This is a genomic window from Bradyrhizobium sp. LeoB3 (genome assembly GCF_055456055.1).
Genome location: NZ_JBVBEF010000068.1, coordinates 1 through 18,050, shown reverse-complemented (window position 1 = coordinate 18,050; position 18,050 = coordinate 1). Strand labels below are relative to the sequence as shown.

The 18,050-nt window shown below is 64.0% G+C and carries 16 protein-coding genes; 3 read left to right on the top strand and 13 right to left on the bottom strand.

All coding sequences use genetic code 11. The features are described from left to right. Nucleotides 1–3: 3 nt before the first annotated feature. The 10 genes from serS to ACZXDY_RS31875 form a co-directional block, all read right to left on the bottom strand. The gene (serS, locus tag ACZXDY_RS31920) at nucleotides 4–1,347 is read right to left on the bottom strand and encodes a serine--tRNA ligase (protein WP_028165595.1); all 1,344 of its coding nucleotides are present in this window, start codon (nucleotides 1,345–1,347) and stop codon (nucleotides 4–6) included. A gap of 111 nt (nucleotides 1,348–1,458) precedes the next feature. Next, complete coding sequence (gene tatC / locus ACZXDY_RS31915) at nucleotides 1,459–2,268, bottom strand: twin-arginine translocase subunit TatC (RefSeq protein WP_028165596.1); 810 nt, start codon at nucleotides 2,266–2,268, stop codon at nucleotides 1,459–1,461. After that, entirely contained in the window at nucleotides 2,265–2,795 is a 531-nt protein-coding gene (gene tatB, locus ACZXDY_RS31910) for a Sec-independent protein translocase protein TatB (RefSeq protein ID WP_464348251.1), read from the bottom strand. The genes tatC and tatB overlap by 4 nt, the downstream gene beginning before the upstream one ends. A gap of 86 nt (nucleotides 2,796–2,881) precedes the next feature. Then, nucleotides 2,882–3,118 carry a twin-arginine translocase TatA/TatE family subunit gene (locus ACZXDY_RS31905; RefSeq protein WP_028165598.1) on the bottom strand — a complete coding sequence of 79 codons (237 nt, stop codon included), beginning with the start codon at nucleotides 3,116–3,118 and terminating at the stop codon, nucleotides 2,882–2,884. Between the two features lie 157 nt (nucleotides 3,119–3,275). After that, nucleotides 3,276–4,103, bottom strand: a complete 828-nt coding sequence (gene scpB, locus ACZXDY_RS31900) for an SMC-Scp complex subunit ScpB (protein WP_051396879.1) — start codon at nucleotides 4,101–4,103, stop codon at nucleotides 3,276–3,278. 21 nt (nucleotides 4,104–4,124) lie between these two features. Next, a complete protein-coding gene (locus ACZXDY_RS31895) occupies nucleotides 4,125–4,955 on the bottom strand; it encodes a segregation and condensation protein A (RefSeq protein ID WP_455997429.1) in 831 nt (276 codons plus the stop codon). Then, nucleotides 4,952–5,974 (bottom strand): beta-N-acetylhexosaminidase, encoded by a 1,023-nt coding sequence (nagZ, locus tag ACZXDY_RS31890; protein WP_464348250.1) that lies wholly within the window; start codon nucleotides 5,972–5,974, stop codon nucleotides 4,952–4,954. The genes ACZXDY_RS31895 and nagZ overlap by 4 nt, the downstream gene beginning before the upstream one ends. A gap of 46 nt (nucleotides 5,975–6,020) precedes the next feature. Continuing rightward, nucleotides 6,021–7,553, bottom strand: coding sequence for an SPOR domain-containing protein (locus ACZXDY_RS31885; RefSeq protein ID WP_464348249.1), 1,533 nt, complete (start codon nucleotides 7,551–7,553; stop codon nucleotides 6,021–6,023). A 118-nt stretch (nucleotides 7,554–7,671) separates the two neighbouring features. Then, the gene (gene argS / locus ACZXDY_RS31880) at nucleotides 7,672–9,468 is read right to left on the bottom strand and encodes an arginine--tRNA ligase (RefSeq protein ID WP_464348248.1); all 1,797 of its coding nucleotides are present in this window, start codon (nucleotides 9,466–9,468) and stop codon (nucleotides 7,672–7,674) included. Nucleotides 9,469–9,477: 9 nt separating this feature from the next. Next, nucleotides 9,478–10,689, bottom strand: coding sequence for a deoxyguanosinetriphosphate triphosphohydrolase (locus ACZXDY_RS31875; RefSeq protein WP_464348247.1), 1,212 nt, complete (start codon nucleotides 10,687–10,689; stop codon nucleotides 9,478–9,480). Nucleotides 10,690–10,828: 139 nt separating this feature from the next. On the opposite strand from ACZXDY_RS31875, the gene erpA reads away from it, so the two are divergent. After that, nucleotides 10,829–11,158, top strand: coding sequence for an iron-sulfur cluster insertion protein ErpA (gene erpA / locus ACZXDY_RS31870; protein WP_130226383.1), 330 nt, complete (start codon nucleotides 10,829–10,831; stop codon nucleotides 11,156–11,158). Between the two features lie 112 nt (nucleotides 11,159–11,270). Here the strand turns inward: erpA and ACZXDY_RS31865 are convergent, their stop codons facing one another. From ACZXDY_RS31865 to ACZXDY_RS31855, 3 genes are read right to left on the bottom strand one after another with little or no spacing between them, the layout of a single operon-like run. Continuing rightward, nucleotides 11,271–12,122, bottom strand: a complete 852-nt coding sequence (locus ACZXDY_RS31865) for an amidohydrolase family protein (RefSeq protein WP_464348246.1) — start codon at nucleotides 12,120–12,122, stop codon at nucleotides 11,271–11,273. Between the two features lie 2 nt (nucleotides 12,123–12,124). Continuing rightward, nucleotides 12,125–15,247, bottom strand: coding sequence for an efflux RND transporter permease subunit (locus ACZXDY_RS31860; protein WP_464348245.1), 3,123 nt, complete (start codon nucleotides 15,245–15,247; stop codon nucleotides 12,125–12,127). Between the two features lie 3 nt (nucleotides 15,248–15,250). Continuing rightward, nucleotides 15,251–16,384 carry an efflux RND transporter periplasmic adaptor subunit gene (locus ACZXDY_RS31855; RefSeq protein ID WP_464348244.1) on the bottom strand — a complete coding sequence of 378 codons (1,134 nt, stop codon included), beginning with the start codon at nucleotides 16,382–16,384 and terminating at the stop codon, nucleotides 15,251–15,253. Between the two features lie 203 nt (nucleotides 16,385–16,587). Here ACZXDY_RS31855 and ACZXDY_RS31850 point away from each other — a divergent pair, with 203 nt between their 5' ends. Together ACZXDY_RS31850 and xth are read left to right on the top strand one after the other, a co-directional pair. Beyond that, nucleotides 16,588–17,094, top strand: coding sequence for a GNAT family N-acetyltransferase (locus ACZXDY_RS31850; protein ID WP_464348243.1), 507 nt, complete (start codon nucleotides 16,588–16,590; stop codon nucleotides 17,092–17,094). A gap of 16 nt (nucleotides 17,095–17,110) precedes the next feature. Then, a complete protein-coding gene (gene xth, locus ACZXDY_RS31845) occupies nucleotides 17,111–17,908 on the top strand; it encodes an exodeoxyribonuclease III (protein ID WP_464348242.1) in 798 nt (265 codons plus the stop codon). The last annotated feature ends 142 nt before the right edge of the window (nucleotides 17,909–18,050 follow it).

The window sequence follows — 18,050 nt, the reverse complement described above, 5'->3', positions numbered from 1 at the left end:
ACTTCACTTGTCGTGCTCGATCACTTTCAAGCCGCCCATATAGGGCTGCAGCACGTCGGGAACGGCAATCGAGCCGTCCTGCTGCTGATAGTTTTCCATCACGGCGATCAGCGCTCGGCCGACCGCGGTGCCGGAGCCGTTCAGCGTATGCACGAAGCGCGGCTTGCCATCGCCGGCGCGATAGCGCGCATCCATTCGCCGGGCCTGGAAATCGCCGCAGACCGAACAGCTCGAGATTTCGCGATAGGCGCCACCGTCACCCTGACCTGAAAATTGTCCCGGCATCCAGACTTCGATGTCGTAGGTCTTCTGCGCGGAAAAGCCCATATCGCCGGCGCACAGCGTCATCACGCGATAATGCAGATCGAGCTGACGCAGCACTTCCTCGGCGCAGGCCAGCATGCGCTCATGTTCGTCGCGGCTGGTCTCCGGCGTCGTGATCGAGACCAGCTCGACCTTGGTGAACTGGTGCTGGCGGATCATGCCGCGCGTGTCGCGGCCAGCAGCGCCCGCTTCGGCGCGGAAGCACGGCGTGAGCGCGGTCAGCCGCATCGGCAGCTCTTTTTCGTCGACGATGGATTCGCGGACCAAGTTGGTCAGCGAGACCTCGGCGGTCGGGATCAATCCAAGACGTTCGCTCTTCAGCCGCTCTTCACCCGCCGTCAGCAGTTCGCCCTTGATCGCCCAGAACTGATCGTCTTCGAATTTCGGCAATTGCCCGGTGCCGAACATCACCTCATTGCGCACCAGCAGCGGCGGATTGATTTCGGTGTAGCCGTGCTCATTGGTGTGCAGGTCGAGCATGAATTGCCCGATCGCCCGCTCCAACCGCGCCAATCCCTTCTTCAGCACGACGAAGCGTGCGCCCGACAATTTCGCGGCCGCCTCGAAATCCATGTAGCCGAGAGCGCCGCCGAGATCGTCATGCGGCTTCGGCGCGAAGCCGTACTGCCGCGGTGCGCCGAATACGTGGTGCTGCACGTTGCCGTGCTCGTCGACGCCATCAGGCACATCCTGTGCCGGCAGGTTCGGAAGCGCGGCGAGTTGCGTGTTCAGCTCCTCATCGGCAACTTTTGCGGCGGCCTCGAGCTCCGGCAGCGAGGTCTTGAGGTCGGCGACTTCAGCCATCAGCTTGGCCGCGCGCGCCTCGTCCTTCGCCTTCTTGGCTTCGCCAATCTCCTTGGACGCCGCATTGCGCCGCGCCTGCGCCTGCTCGGACGCCAGAATTGCCGCACGGCGCCTCTCGTCGATTGCCAGCAGCGACGGCGACAGGGGCGCAAAGCCGCGCCGGCTCATTGCGGCGTCGAAAGCTTCGGGGTTGTCGCGGATCGCTTTGATGTCGTGCATGACCACATTCCTACGTCATGGCCGGGCTTGTCCCGGCCATCCACGCCTCGATTGCACGGTCTGTAAAAGACGTGGATGCCCGGGACAAGCCCGGGCATGACGAATAACGCCCTACTCCGCCGGATTGGCGGCGTTGGGTGTGCCGCCGGTCGAGGCTTGGGAGGCGGCTGCCTTCTTTTCCACCATCCGCACGGCGATGATCGCGCCCTCATAGAGCGCCAGCAATGGGATCGCGAGCGAGGCCTGGCTCAGCACGTCCGGCGGGGTCAGGACCGCGGCAATGATGAAAGCGATGACGATGAAATAGCGCCGCTTCTCGCGCAGCATCTTCGACGTCACGATGCCGATACGGCCGAGCAGCGTCAGGATCACCGGAAGCTGGAATGCGATGCCGAAGGCGAAGATCAGCGACATCATCAGCGACAGATACTCGCCGACCTTCGGCAGGAGCTGGATCTGCGCCGTCTCCGCGCCGCCCATCTGCTGCATGCCGAGCGAGAACCGCACCAGCATCGGCAACACCACGAAATAGACCAGCATCGCGCCAGCCACGAAGAACACGGGAGTGGCGATCAGATACGGCAGGAACGCGTTGCGCTCGTGCCGATAAAGGCCGGGCGCCACGAACTTGTAGATCTGGGTCGCGACGATCGGGAATGAGATGAAGCCGGCGCCGAACAGCGCAAGCTTGAGCTGGGTGACGAAATATTCCAGCAGCGCGGTGTAGATGAATTTCGAATTATCCGGCCCCGCGACCCAGACGAACGGCCACACCAACACGTTGTAGATCTGCTTGGCGAAGAAGAAGCAGAAGAGGAACGCCACGCCGAATCCGAGCAGTGCCTTGATCAGCCGCGAGCGCAGCTCGATCAAGTGGTCCATCAACGGCGCCTTGCTGGCTTCGATGTCTTCGGCGCTCATGACGCTTTCGCGGTCTTTTGCGTGTCGGGCACCTCAGGCGTGTCCTGCGGCGCTGCCGGTTCAGCTTCTTTGACGATCGCGAGCGGCTCGTTTGCCGCCGCGTGCGCCTCGGCTTCGACAAAGGTCTCCGGCGTGGGCGCTGCCGGCGTCGTTGGAATGACCGGCGTATCACTTTCCGATGCCGGCGGCAGAGCGGCCGGCGCATCCGCAGGCTTGACCTCCGGGGGCTTCTCGATGTCGCCGATCTGCATGGCGTCATTGACGTCCTTCTGCAGCGACGTCATGACGTTATTGCTGGTAAAGCCCGTGGCGGCTTCCTTGACTTCGTCGAAGCTCTTCTTGAGATCGGCCATCTCGGCCTCGCGCATGGCCTCCTGGAACTGGCCCTGGAATTCGGCGGCCATCCGGCGCGCCTTGCCCATCCACTGGCCCACCATCCGCAGCACGCCGGGGAGCTCTTTCGGGCCGATGGCGATCAGCGCGACGACCGCGATGACGAGCAGTTCACTCCACCCGATATCGAACATGAAAGATTCCGCTCACGCGCAACTGGCCCCCGCCCTTCTAACAGGATTTGGGGGCGCGCGCGGTTTTTCTCAACGGGACGTCTAACTTAGACGGCCTTGCTGCCGACGTCCGACCGCGCTGCCGACGGCGCCGCGTTGTGATCGATGGTCTTCACCGGCTCGGCGGGCTTTTCTGCAGTCTTGTCATCGTCCTGCATGCCCTTCTTGAAGGCCTTGATCCCCTGCGCAACATCGCCCATCAGGTCGGAAATCTTGCCGCGACCAAACAGCAGCAGGACCACTGCGATCACCACGATCCAGTGCCAAATGCTAAGCGAACCCATCCTGCAAACCCTCCAAAGACGACCGGCGCACCGGCCTAAGCTTCGAGCGGAAAGTAGGCCCGCGGGGCGTCAAAAACAAGGACTCAAGCCGCGGCAAATCGCTGTCGCGGCTACGCAATATTGCTACCGTTAAGCTACGGCGTTCCGGCTGCGGAGGTTAGGCTGATTCCTTGCCATCATCCTCTGAAGCGCCACCGCCCTCTGAATCCGAATCCTTGGCGGCGCCCTCTGAGTCCGAATCCTTGCTGGCGCCCTCTGCGTCCGAATCCTTGCCACTGCCCTCCTCGGGCTCGGCAACCGGCGCCAGGAACAGTTCCAGATTGTCGCCGGGCTCGAGGGGATCCTCGTCCTCACGAAGCGTCGGATCGTCCGATGGCGTCGGAACATTGAAGCCGGAGGGCAGGCGCGAATCCAAGAGACCGGTTCCCTTCAGTTCGTCGAGACCCGGCAGGTCGCCGAGCGCCTCCAGGCTGAACTGCGAGAGGAACGCTTCCGTCGTGCCGAAGGTGAGCGGCCGTCCCGGCGTCTTGCGGCGCCCGCGGGGGCGGATCCAACCGGTTTCCAGGAGCACGTCGAGCGTGCCCTTGGAGGTGACCACGCCACGGATCTCCTCGATCTCGGCGCGGGTCACCGGCTGGTGATAGGCAACGATCGCCAGCACCTCGATCGCCGCGCGCGACAGTTTTTTCGTCTCTGTGGTCTCGCGCGTCATCAGCCAGGCCAGATCGCCTGCGGTGCGGAAGGTCCATTTGTTGGCAACGCGCACCAGATTGACCCCGCGCGGGGCGTATTCCGCCTGCAGTTGCGCCAGCGCAGCCTTGACGTCGACGCCCTCGGGCATGCGCTTGGCTAAGGTGGCCTGGTCGATCGGCTCGGCGGAGGCAAACAGCAGGGCTTCCAGAACCCGCAACTCCTCGGGCCGCGCCTGCGGATCGGTGACGTGCTCCTCGGCATCTTCCATGCGCTTTTCCGCCAGGCTTGCCATGGCTCGGTCTCCTTCTTCCACTTACTCGGCCGTAAGGTCCGGCGCGGTGGCACCGGGCACTTGCGGCAAACGCTTACGAAAATAGAGCGGCGCAAACGCTCGGCTCTGGTTCAGTTCCATCTCGCCTTCCCGCACCAATTCCAGCGCGGCAGCGAAACTCGACGCGAACACGGTCGCCCGCTGCGACGGTTCGACGACGTAGTTCATCAGGTACTCGTCGAGGCAGCTCCAGTTCTCGCTATCGGCCGCACCAACCAGCCGTTCCAGCGAGGCACGCGCCTCGGAGAGCGACCACACCGTGCGCTTGGCCAGATGTACGCTGGCCAATACCCGCTGCTGGCGCTGCGTGGCGTAGGCCGTGAGCAGGTCGTAGAGCGTCGCTGTGAACTTGGGATGCTTGATCTCGGCGATCGACTCCGGATTGCCGCGCGGAAAGATATCGCGCTGGAACTGCGGCCGGTTCATCAGCCGGTTCGCCGCTTCCCGAATCGCCTCAAGCCGCCGCAGCCGGTTGGCGAGCGCGGTCGCCATCTCCTCGGCGCTCGGCCCTTCCGCCGCCGGCGGCTCCGGCAACAGCAGTCGTGATTTCAAGTAGGCGAGCCAGGCCGCCATGACCAGATAATCGGCGGCAAGCTCCAGCCGGATCTTCCGCGCCGCCTCGATGAACTGCAGGTACTGGTCGGCGAGCGCCAGGATCGAGATCTTGGCCAGGTCGACCTTTTGTTGCCGCGCGAGCGTCAGCAGGAGGTCGAGCGGGCCCTCATAGCCGCCGACGTCGACCACCAGGGCCGGCTCGTCCTCGCTGACTTCAGCCGGCCGGCCGGTCTCAAACGACAGAATTTCTGCGGTCATGCCGTACCTACTTGTCCTATCAAGGCATCCAGCTCGGCCCGTGCCGCCAGCCGGTCGAACGGAAGCGGCGGTTTCCGTGCTGCCAGCGCGCGCTTGGCGCGCTGCAGCGCCTCGCCGGTCAGTTCCGGCGCCTCGCGCGCAACTTCGCGCATCTCGTCGAGCTTGCCGTTGCAGTGCAGGACCATGTCGCAGCCTGCGCTGATGATCGCCCGGGTCCGCTCTGCGATCGATCCCGAGAGCGCGTTCATCGACACGTCATCACTCATTAACAAACCCTGGAACCCGATACCGTCGCGAATCACCTGTTGGATGATTGTCGCAGAAGTCGTCGCCGGTTGGGCGGAGTCCAGCGCGCTAAACACAACATGTGCAGTCATCGCCATCGGCAGGTCCGCAAGCGGCCGGAACGCCGCAAAGTCGGTCCGTTCCAGCTCGGACCTCGCCGTATCAACGGTCGGCAGCCGGAAATGGGTGTCCGCCGTGGCCCGTCCATGACCTGGTATATGTTTCAGTACCGGTAAAATACCACCCTGCTCCAGTCCGTCGGTAACGGCGCGGGCGATGGCGGCCACCTTGGCCGGATTGGTTCCATAGGCGCGGTTGCCGATCACGGCGTCGGCGCCCTCAACCGGCACATCCGCCAGCGGCAGGCAGTCGACGGTGATCCCGAGAGCGCCCAAATCGGCGGCAATCAGCCTCGCGCTGAGCCGCGCCGCGGCAAGCCCGAGCTGCGAATCGCGATCGTACAGCGCTCCAAACGCCGCTCCAGCGGGATAAACGGGCCAATGGGGCGGTCCAAGCCGCTGCACTCGGCCGCCCTCTTGGTCGATCAGGACCGGCGCGTCGGCTTGACCTGCGACGGAGCGGCATTCACGAACAAGTGCAGATACTTGGTCGGGAGTTTCGACGTTCCGTTTGAATAAGATGAAGCCCCATGGCCGCTCGGCGCGAATGAACTCGCGCTCGGCATCGGTCAGCTCAAATCCGGATACGCCGGTGATGAATGCTCGGTTTACCATGCGGCCGATTAGGCCGCATGTATCCTGAGCGTCAAGGAAACCGCCGTTAATTCCTTTGGATGAGGCACTGCGGCCCGCCGGCGGCCTTCAGGCTGCTGCAAACCTGCGTCGCCTGATCCAGGGAGCTGAACGGACCGGCAAACGCCCGGTAGTACACACCCTTCTCGCCGAGATCGACGCGCTTCACGACCAGCGACTGCGAGCCGAGCACGCTTGGATACTTGCCCTGCAGCGCCTTGTAGGAGGACTGCGCATCCGCCTCGTTTCGTTGCGAGGAGACCTGAACGACGTACCCTCCGCTGCTTACGGTGGCCGTCGGATTGGTCGAAGCGACCCGGGTCGGCGCCGGATCGGGCTGAGGTGCGCCGGGCGCCAGCGACATCGGCGTGTTGGCGCTCGCATTGGCGGAGGCCGGATTGCCGTGTGACGGGTTCGCAGATGCCGTCCGCGTGACAGGCGCGGGCTTGGCTGGCGGAGGCGGGGCCGATCCCGGTACGCCGGCATCTGTCGCGTCGCCCTTGACCGAAAGCGTCCGGATCCGTCGCGGCTCATTGTTCGGCAGCGTCCCGCTCGTGGTCATCGGCGAAGCTGCCGACGGAGCGACGCTCGCCACCGGCGGCGGGTTGGCATTTTGGTTCAACGGCGGAAACACCACGCGGGGACCGGTATTGGAGGTGACGTCGACCGGCGTCTCCTCGCGCGAGATGAGCTTTTCCGTGCCGTCGCCGGACGCGATGCGGTCTGGCGCCTTGCCGGCACCGTCAGGCTGCGACATGATCTTGGTCGGACTGTTGTCGGCCTTGATGATCGGCGGTTCGCCACTGCGGGGCGAGCCGACATAGGTCCGGTAGGCAAAGGCTGCGCCCGTGCCCACCACCGCGAGCGCGAGCACGGCTCCAACCGTCATCAGTCCGCTGGAGCGCCTGCGCGGCGGAGGCTCCTCGTCCTCGTAAGCGTCGTTCTGATATGCGTAGGGGTCGTCGGGATACGCCGCTTCGCGCTGAAAATCCTGCCCGCCGGCTTCGATCTGGCCATAGAGTGCATCGTCGTAGCGCGACGGATCGAGCTGCTGCGCGGGCTCATCGAGCGGCAACTCCTCGCGATATTCCGGCACCGGCGTGCGATATTCCGGCGTCGGCATCGGCGCCGCGGCGTGCTGCGCGGTGTAGCGGTGCACCGGGTGCACGGCGCTCGGGTGAAGATCCGGCTCTTCGTAGTCCTCCGACGGCCCAGCATAGTCCTGCGACGGCGCAGCATATTGCTGCGGTGGCGCGACCTCATGGCGAGCGCGCTGCATCCAGGGCGGTGGGCTGGCCGGCAGGTCCACCTCCTCATCCTCAGCCTGCGGCTGATAGGTCTGCGGGCGAACATTGGCCCGCGACTGCAGCGGACGCGACGCTGGCTGCAGAGGATGCGGCGCCGGCTGCGGCTTGGGCGGATTGGCGGCAAACGGATCGGCCTGCCCGATCAGCCGCGCCAGTTCGGCCAACGGGTCGCTTTCGGCCCGACCCGCGGCATTGCTGCCGCGATCATAGTCGAGGTCGGCGGGAAAAGTTCGGTTTTGATATCGATCAGCCATCGTGATCTTGCATCCCCTTCGGGACAGCGCCAAGTCGCCTGCAACTTCCTGGTGCGAACGAGTTGGTCCCTGCCAAGTACCCCCACGATCCCCATCGCGAGAGGCTTCGCCCCTGCTGCTACCGCATCTCGGTTGGGGCGTGGACGCCTAGAACAGCTAGACCCGATGCCAGAACCGAGACGACGCCCTGAACCATTGCCAGTCGCGCCCTTGTGATCTCTGCATCATTATTCATAATGAAGCGTAAATAGGGCAGATCGCCCCCTTTGTTCCAAAGCGCGTGGAACTCGCTGGCCAAGTCATACAGATAAAAAGCGATCCGGTGCGGCTCATGTGCGACGGCCGCTGCCTCGATCATGCGCGGATAGAGCGCCAACTGCTTGAGGAGGCTGAGTTCCGCCGGATCGGACAGCCGCTCCAGCGCCGCCCCTGCAAGATAGTCCCGCCGCGCGCCGTCCTCGTCCGGGAGGTCGGGTAATACCTCCTGCCGCGCGTTACGGAAAACCGAGTGGCCGCGAGCGTGTCCGTACTGGACGTAGAACACGGCATTGTCCTTGGTCTGCTCGATCACCTTGGCGAGATCGAAATCGAGCACCGCATCGTTCTTGCGGAACAGCATCATGAAACGCACCGCGTCCGAGCCGACCTCGTCGACGACTTCGCGCAGCGTGACGAACTCGCCGGCGCGCTTCGACATCTTCACCGGCTCGCCGTCACGCAGCAGCCGGACGAGCTGCACGATCTTCACGTCGAGTTCCGCCTTGCCCGCGCTCACGGCCTTCACAGCCGCCTGCATGCGCTTGACGTAGCCGCCATGATCGGCACCGAACACATCGATCAGATTGTGAAAGCCGCGCTCGAACTTGTTGCGATGATTGGCGATGTCGGACGCGAAATAGGTGTAGGAGCCGTCCGACTTGATCAGCGGCCGATCGACATCGTCGCCATAGGCGGTGGCGCGAAACAGCGTCTGCTCGCGGTCCTCGTAGTCCTCGACCGGCTTGCCTTTCGGCGGCGGCAGACGCCCCTCGTAGATGTCGCCTTTGTCGCGCAGGAAATCGATGGTCTCGGCGACCTTGTTGTTGCCGGTGTCGATCAGCGAGCGCTCGGAGAAGAACACGTCATGCTTGATGCTAAGCGCGGCGAGATCGTCCTTGATCTCGGCCATCATCATCGCGATCGCCTTGTCGCGCACGACCGGCAGCCAGGCGGCCTCGCGCATCGAAAGCAGCTTGTCGCCGTATTCCTTGGCAAGCGCCTGCCCGACCGGCTTCAAATAGTCGCCAGGATAAAGCCCTTCCGGGATCGCGCCGATGTCCTCGCCGAGCGCCTCGCGGTAACGCAGATAGGCCGAGCGTGCGAGCACGTCGACCTGAGCACCGGCGTCGTTGATGTAATATTCGCGCGTGACGTCGAACCCTGCGAACTGCAGCAGGCTGCAAAGCGCGTCGCCGAACACCGCGCCACGGCAATGGCCGACATGCATCGGTCCGGTGGGGTTGGCCGAGACGTACTCGACATTGACCTTTTCGTTACCGCCTATCGCGCTGTAGCCAAAGCCCACCCCCTCGCGCAGGATCGTGCGCAGCGCGCCGATCCAGACGTGCGGCTTGAGGGTCAGGTTGATGAAACCGGGGCCGGCGACCTCGACGGACGCCACAAGCTCGTCGGCGCGCAATTTGGCTGCGATCTTCTCGGCGAGATCGCGCGGCTTGGCCTTGGCTTCCTTGGCGAGCACCATTGCGGCGTTGGTCGCCATGTCGCCATGGCTGGCCTCGCGCGGCGGCTCGACCACAACGCGCGAGAAATCGACGCCTTCGGGCCATTGGTCCTCAGCCGCGAGCGCGGCACAGATCGCGTGCACGCGCACGAGCACATCGGCAAAAAGGTGCGGAGAAGCAGGTTTGTCGGCCATAAGCGCCGCCTAACGCAAATCCGGGGTCGAGTCAAAAAGCCTGTTATGCTCGATCAGGGCGTAGCGGTCGGTCATCCCGGCAATGAAATTACCGATCCGCCTGGCGCGTTCCGCGTCGGTTTCCGCCTCCCTACCCTCCACCCACTCGGGCGGCAGGTCGTCCGGGGATTGCCGGTAGCGCGCGAACAGGTCGAACACGATCTGTTCGGCCTCGTCCATCACCCGCATCACCCGCTGGTGGCGGTACATCCGCTGCCAGAGGAAGGCCTTGATCTCCGCCTCCTCCTGGGCCACGACCGGCGGAAACGCAATCAGCGGCCCATTGTGACGACGCACATCGTGAGCGGATTGCGGCTGCGCAGCCTCGAGCCGCCGGCTCGCCTCCGCGAAGACCGCGCTGATGAAATGCGAGATCAATTCACGCACCAGTTCCGCGCCACGCCGGACTTCGTCGAGAGCCGGATAGTGCCGGTCGATTGCCGCGATGATCTCGGCGGTCAACGGCATCACCTTGAGCTCGTCGACCTTGAACAGCCCCGCACGCAGGCCGTCATCGATGTCGTGGGCATCGTAGGCGATGTCGTCGGCGAAGGCCGCGACCTGGGCTTCGAGCGAAGCAAAACTCCATAGCTCCAGGTCGTAGGTCTTGTTGTACTCGGAAATACCGATGGGGATGCCGCCTGTCTCGCGGTAGCGTCCGGCCGGCGCACCGTCGCGCTCGGTCAGCGGGCCGTTGTGCTTGACGATGCCCTCGAGCGATTCCCAGGTCAGATTGAGCCCATCGAATTCCGGATAGCGGTGCTCCAGCGCGGTAACCATGCGCAGCGTCTGCGCATTGTGATCGAAGCCGCCATGGGGTTTCAGGCACCTGTCCAATGCCCGCTCGCCGGCATGGCCGAACGGCGGGTGTCCGAGGTCGTGCGCCAGCGCCAAGGTTTCCGTCAGGTCCTCGTCCAGCCCGAGTTGGCGGGCGAGCGCACGGGCGATCTGCGCGACTTCCAGCGAATGTGTCAGCCGCGTACGGTAGTGGTCGCCCTCGTGGAACACGAAGACCTGGGTCTTGTACTTCAGCCGCCGGAACGCGGTGGAATGGATCACGCGGTCGCAATCCCGGCGGAAGGCGCTGCGGGTCTTGCTCGGGGCCTCCGCGAACAGCCGCCCGCGGCTGCGATCGGGGTCGCAGGCATAGGGCGCGCGGGGGGCAGCCATTCCGACCGACACGGTTTTTTAGTCCTTATCCATTTGATTCCGCTTCCGTCCGCACTTAACTATGGTGAGCGCGGGATACCAAATGAAATGGGTATGACGTTGCGAACATGGTCCGCAAAGATCATGCTCAAACAAGGCTTCGGAGCTTGCCATGACTGATTCCGTCACCATCACCGAGCGGGCCGCCCATCGGATTGGTCAAATCCTCAAGAGCGAGGGTGACGGTGCGATGCTGCGCATTTCGGTCGAAGGCGGCGGCTGCTCCGGCTTCCAGTACAAGTTCGACGTCGACCGCGCCAAGGCGGAAGACGATCTCGTGATCTCCCGTGAAGAGGCGGTGGTGCTGGTCGATTCGGCGTCCGCGCCGTTCCTGGCGGGGTCCGAGGTCGATTTTGTCGACGATCTGATCGGCGCGTCCTTCCGCGTGGTGAATCCGAACGCGACCGCCTCCTGCGGCTGCGGCACCAGCTTCTCGATCTGATTTTTCGCTCTGAGAGCGTTTTCGAGCGAAGTGGATACCGGTTCGCGTGAAGAAAACGCGTCAAAACTAGAATCTAGAGCTTTCGGTTCTGATTCAATCAGAACCGAAAGCTCTAGCGGCTGGCGAACAGCGCCCGCGCGTTGCCGTGCGCGATCTTTGCGGCGATATCGGGCGGTAGCTGAGCGAGCCAGGCGCGGTAGCCGGCCATGATGTCGCCATAGTCGCCATAGCTTGCCCAGCGTTCCGGTACCCAGGTGTCGGAGCCGAGCAGGAAACGGTCGGGGTAGCGCTCGAACAGCCCTCGCCATTCCGCCGTCAGCTTCCCTGCCCCGTCGACGATGCCGCCGCGATAGGACAGCTCGCCCCACAGGTTCGGATATTTACCGAGCATCGCGGCGACGCGATCGGTCGGCAGCCCAAAGCCGGTATGCGCCCAGATGATCCTGGCGCGCGGACTATGCCGCATCAGGATCTCGACGGCTTCCTGATCGGCATGCGCGTGCAAATAGAGATCCTGGTCGACGGCGAAATCGACGGTCTTCTTCACCCACTCGGTATCGGCCGCTTTGCCGGACAAATGAAATTCGCCGATACCGCGATAATAGCCGCGCTTGAACTCCTCCTGCACGAGGTCGAAGATCGTCGGATCGCCGAACCAGGTCTGGATGTCGGCACGCACGCGGTAGGGCCGGAGGAACGGCACCACCTCGACGCCATCAGCCTTGGCATCGACCAGCGCATGCGTCCCGGTATTGGGACGGCTGGTCGCGATGATGCCGGTGATGCGGTGCTTCCTGAACAGCGCCAGCACTTCATCGAGCTTGTAGGTGGGCGTCGGCTCCCAATTGTAGTGCAGATGCGCGTCGAAGATCTCGATCGGCTCGGCCGCGCGGGTGGGTGCGCCGATCGTTGCGAGCCACGCGACGGCGGCAAATCCCGCCGTCCACATTGCACGGGCAGGCATCGTCACTCCGCCGCCACCACGTGCGGCCGATCCTCGCCACCTTCCTCCTGCGGCTCGAGCTTGCGGCGCAGCCGACGGTCGATGCGGTCGAGATAGATATAGATCACCGGTGTGATGAACAGCGTCAGCAGTTGCGAGACGCAGAGTCCGCCGACCACGGCCACGCCGAGTGGCTGGCGCAACTCGGCGCCCGCGCCCGCGCCGAGCGCGATCGGCAGCGTGCCGAAGATCGCGGCAAACGTCGTCATCATGATCGGGCGGAAACGCAAGAGCGCGGCCTCGCGGATCGCGTGTTCGGCGCTCAAGCCCACGCGACGACGCTCGAGCGCGAAGTCGACCATCATGATTGCGTTCTTCTTGACGATGCCGACCAGCATCACGATGCCGATCATCGCGATCACCGACAGCTCCATGTTGAACAGCATCAGCGTGAGGATCGCGCCGATACCGGCCGACGGCAGGCCGGAGATGATCGTGATCGGATGGATGAAGCTCTCGTAGAGAATGCCGAGGATCACGAAAGCCGCGAACACCGCGGCGAGGATCAAGACGCCCTGCCCGCGCAGTGAATCCTGGAACACCTGCGCGGTGCCTGAGAAGCCGGTCGCGATCGTCGCCGGCAGGTTCGAGCTCTGCTCCAGCGCCGTGATCTGGTCGACTGCATAGCCCAGCGAAGTGCCGGGCGCGAGATTGAACGAGATCGTCACCGCCGGTTGCTGACCCTGGTGGTTGATCTGCAACGGCCCGACCGATGGCACCAGCCTTGCGACCGCATCCAGCGGAATGGTCTGGCCGCTCCCGGTCTTCATGTAGAGCTTGGACAGATTGGACGGATCGACGCGGAACTCCGGCTGCACCTCCAGGATGATCTGGTAGTCATTGGAGGGCATGTAGATGGTGCCGACCTGGCGCGCCCCGTAGGCGTTGTAGAGCTGGTTGCGCACCTGATCGACGGTGACGCCGTAGACCGCGGCCTTCTCGCGGTCGATGTCGACCGTCATCTGCGGGTTCTTGATGTAGAGATCGGTGGTGACGTCGAGCAGGCCCGGGATCTTCTCGATCTTGTCGCGCATGTCGGGCGCGATCCGGTACAGCGACTCGGTATCGCCGCTCTGCAGCACGTATTGATACTGGCTCTTGGAGACGCGGCCGCCGATGTTGAGGTTCTGGACGCTCTGGAAGAATGCCTGCATGCCCGGGATGGCGCGGGCCTTCTGGCGCAGCCGCCCGATCACGACGCTAGCGTTGTCGCGCTCCTTCTGCGGCTTCAGCGCGATGAACAGGCGGCCGTAATTCGCGGTCGGGTTGGGCCCGCCGGAACCGACGGTCGAGTTGACGTAATCGACCGCAGGGTCAGTCCGAAGCACGTCGACCAGCGCCTGCTGGCGCACCTTCATCGCTTCGAACGAGGTGTCGGTTGCGGCCTCGGTAACGCCGATCAGGAAGCCGGTGTCCTCCTGCGGAAAGAAGCCCTTCGGCACGATCATGTAGAGATAGAAGGTGCCGGCGAGCGTCGCCAAGGTGACGGCGAGCATCAGCGCCTTTTTCGCCAGCACCCAGTCGAGCGCCCATTCGTAGGCCCGCAGCAAGGCATCGAACATCGCCTCGAACGCCCGCAGCACGACATTCGGGCGCTTGGTCTCGTCATGAGCCCGCAGCACGCGCGCGCACAGCATCGGCGTCAAGGTCAGCGAGACGAACCCGGACACGATGATCGCGACCGAGATCGTCACCGCGAATTCGCGGAATACGCGGCCGACGATGCCGCCCATCAGGAGCACCGGGATGAACACGGCGATCAGCGAGAAGGTGATCGAGATGATGGTGAAGCCGATCTCGCGCGCGCCCTTCAGTGCCGCCTCGAACGGTCGCATGCCGCGCTCGATGTGGCGGACGATGTTTTCCAGCATCACGATGGCGTCGTCGACCACAAAGCCGACCGATAATGTCAGCGCCAGCAGCGTCATGTTGTTGACGGAGTAGTCCAGCGCATACATCGCCGCGAACGTGCCGAGCAGGGAGATAGGGACCGCGAGCGCCGGAATGAAGGTGGCCCACAGCGACCGCAGGAACAGGAAGATCACCAGGATGACCAGCCCGATCGCGATCAGCAGGGTTTCCTCGACGTCGCTGACCGCCTGCCGGATCGAGACCGAGCGGTCCATCATCACCTGCATGGTCACGGAAGGCGGGATCGAGGCCCGCAGTGCCGGCAGCTTCGCCAGCACGGAATCGACCACCGCAACCGTGTTGGCGTCGGGCTGCTTCTGGATCGCGAGCACGATCGCGCGCTCGTCGTTCAGCCAGGTCGCGACCTTGTCGTTCTCGACGCTGTCATAGACCTTTGCGATCTCGTCGAGTCTAACCGGCGAACCGTTGCGCCAGGCGACATAGATCTGGCGGTAGTCAGCCGCCTTGTCCATTTGGCCGGAGGCCTGCAGCGCGACGTCCTGCTTCGGCCCGTTCAGCGTTCCGACGGGGGTCGAGGAATTGGCGCGCGACACCGCGGACCTGATGTCCTCGAGCGACACCCCGCGCGCCGCCGCGGCGACAGGATCGGCCTGGACCCGGATCGCGAATTTCTGCGCGCCATAGATCAGGACCTGGGCGATGCCCGGAAGCTGCGATAGTGCCTGGCCGATAGTGATGTCGCCATACTCGTTGACGGTCGAGAGTGGCAGTGTCGCCGAATTCAGCGAGATGAAGAGAACCGGGAAGTCCGCCGGGTTCACCTTGCGGAAGCTGGGTGGTGTCGTCATCTCGATCGGTAACCGGCGCTGCGCGATCGTCAGCGCGGTCTGCACGTCGAGCGCCGCGGCGTCGATGTTGCGGTTCAGATCGAACTGGATGGTGATGACGCTCGTGCCCTGCGAGGAGTTCGAGGACATCGAGGAGATGCCGGCAATGGTCGAGAGCTGCCGCTCGATGATGCCGGCGACGGAGGCCGCCATGGTGTCGGCGCTCGCGCCCGGCAGCGTAGCAGTTACCGCAATGGTTGGAAAATCGACTTTCGGCAACGCCGAGACCGGCAACAGGCGGAAGCCGAAAATGCCAAAGGCGATGAGCGCCGCGGTGATCAGCGTCGTCATCACCGGTCGCCGGATGCAAAGTTCGGGCAGTGACATCGCTCACGCCCCGGCCTTGCGGGCGCGCGGCTCTGCCCGCGTGCCGTCCGACAACAGAAGCTGGCCGTCGACGACGACATCTTCGCCGCCGGAGAGCCCCTCGGCGATGACAGAGAAACCGCCGAAGGTGCGGTCGACCTTGACCGGCATGACCTTGGCCACGCCGTCCTTCACGGCGAAGACATAGTTGCCGTTCTGGCTGCGCTGGACCGCGACTGTCGGGACCACCACGGCATCCTCGTTACGGATGATCAGCTTGGTCTGCACCAGGATGCCCGGCCACAGGGTCTCGTTTCCATTGTCCATGATGCCGCGGACGGTCACCATGCCCGTGGTCGAGTCCACGGTGTTCTCGACCATCGCGACCTTGCCATCTTCCGAGCGCTTGTGCCCGGGAACGGTCGCGATCACCTTGGAATCGCCTTTCGCCATCGCGTCGCGGAGGTCGACCAGCACGCGCTGCGGGATCGCGAAAGTGACGTAGACCGGCGCCATCTGGTTGATGGTGGCGAGCGGCTGGGTGTCGGCGGGGCGCACGAAATTGCCGACCTTCACATTGGCGGCGCTGATGCGGCCCGCGAACGGCGCGCGGATGACAGTGTAGCTTTTCTGGACCCGCAAATTTTCCAGTGCCGACTGGTCGGCCTTGATGGTGCCGATCAGGATGTCGGACTGGGTCTTGGCATTGTCGACATTGACCTGGGTGGTCGCGCCCTTCGCGACGAGATCGTTGTAGCGGCGCAGATCGCGCTGCGCGCCCTCGAGCTGGGCCTGGTCCCTGGCCAGCACGCCCTCCGCCTGCTCGATCTGGGCGTCGATTTGCCGCGCGTCGAGCGTGAACAGCAGGTCGCCCTCATTGACCTTGGCGCCGTCCTCGAAATGCACGCCAATGATCGTGGTCTCCAGCCGTGACTTCAGCGCCACGCTGGCAATCGGCGTCACGGTTCCGATGGCGTCGACATCGACCGGCACCGACCGACGCTCCGCCTTGGCGAGCTCGACCGAAACCGGGCGCGGCCGCTGCGGCGCCTGCGCGTTTGCGCCGCCACCGGCGAGCCACGAAGAGCGGGTGGCGTAGGCGGCGACGGCAGCGATGCCGATGACGCCTGCAACGAGAATCAAATTACGTTTCTTCATGCCTTTTGCTCGTCCGCCGGCCCGCAACGGCCGTGACGACCCAATCCTGCCCCTGCCTGCCCCTCGACAGCGCATTTTGCGCCATTAATCCTTAAATGGTTATCACAGCCGAGCGGCTGATGGTATGCCAACGGCCGAAATTGCGACTATTAGGTGATACGGCACGCGCCGCCGCCCCGTCGCGATTCCGCAAATGTGCCAGAATGGCGACCGCGACCTTGCGGGCGGCAAACGGGCCGTATCATTTCACCCCTTCAATGAGCTTTCCGCATCGCTGCCTCATGTCCGCCTCCGTCCTTGTCTGCACCTGGGAAGAAGCCCGCGAACGCGCCCGTGCCATCCGCTACGGCGTCTTCGTCGAAGGGCAAGGCGTGCCGGAGGCACTGGAGTGGGACGATATGGACGCGCCGAGCTGGCACGCGCTGGCGTTTGCCGAGGACGGCACACCCGTGGCCACGGGCCGGCTGCTGCCCGACTGCCATATCGGCCGCATGGCCGTGCTCAAGGCGGCGCGCGGCACGGGCATGGGCGCCCGAGTGCTGGACGCGCTGATGGCCAAGGCGGTCGAACTCGGCTATCCCGAACTGATCCTTAACGCGCAAACACACGCCGAGCCGTTCTACACGCGCGTCGGGTTCGAGCGGGTCGGCGAGGAATTCGACGAGGTCGGCATCCCGCACATCGAGATGCGGAAACGCTTGGTCTCGTAAAAATAGAGGACTTCGAATGGGACTTCGCATCGCCACCTGGAACGTCAATTCGATCCGGCAGCGGCTCGAGCTTCTCCTCACCTGGCTGAAGGAGTGCTCCCCTGACATCGTCTGCCTGCAGGAAATCAAATGCACCGACGAAGCGTTTCCGCGGCTGGAGATTGAATCGCTCGGCTATAACGTCGTCACGCATGGGCAGAAGACCTTCAACGGCGTCGCCTTGCTCTCCAAGCTGCCGTTCGACGAGACCAAGTCGGGCCTCGCCGGCGATGACGAAGACGCGCACGCACGCTTCCTCGAAGGCGTGGTCACCCACAAGCATGGCGTGCTCAGGATCGCCTGCCTCTATCTGCCCAATGGCAACCCGGCGAACAGCGACAAATATCCCTACAAGCTCAAATGGATGTCGCGACTTCTTGATTACTCGCGGGAGCGACTTAAAGCGGAAGAGCCGCTGATCCTTGCCGGCGACTTCAACGTGATCCCGGCAGCCTCGGACGTCTACAACCCGCCGGCCTGGGTGGAAGACGCCCTATTCCGTCCGACCACCCGTGAAGCATTCCAGTCCCTGCTCGGCCTCGGCCTGACCGATGCGCTGCGCGCCGTCACCGACGCGCCTGGCCAGTACACGTTCTGGGACTATCAGGCTGGGGCTTGGCAGAAGAACTGGGGCCTGCGGATCGACCACCTCTTGATGTCGCCCCAAGCCAGCGACCGGCTGACCCATGTCGGGGTCGACAGCTACGTCCGCGCTTGGGAAAAACCGTCAGACCACGTGCCGGTGTGGGCCGATCTCGACTTCGAGGCTGCGTAAAATCCACAATCGCTTGCGGCTTCGGCTCACCTCCCCTTGAAAAGGGGAGGTCGGTTCGCGCGTAAGCGCTAGAGCGTGTTGTTTTTTAGCGGAATCGGGATTCCCAATTGGAGGAATTTCTGATTCAAACTCCATGCTGGGG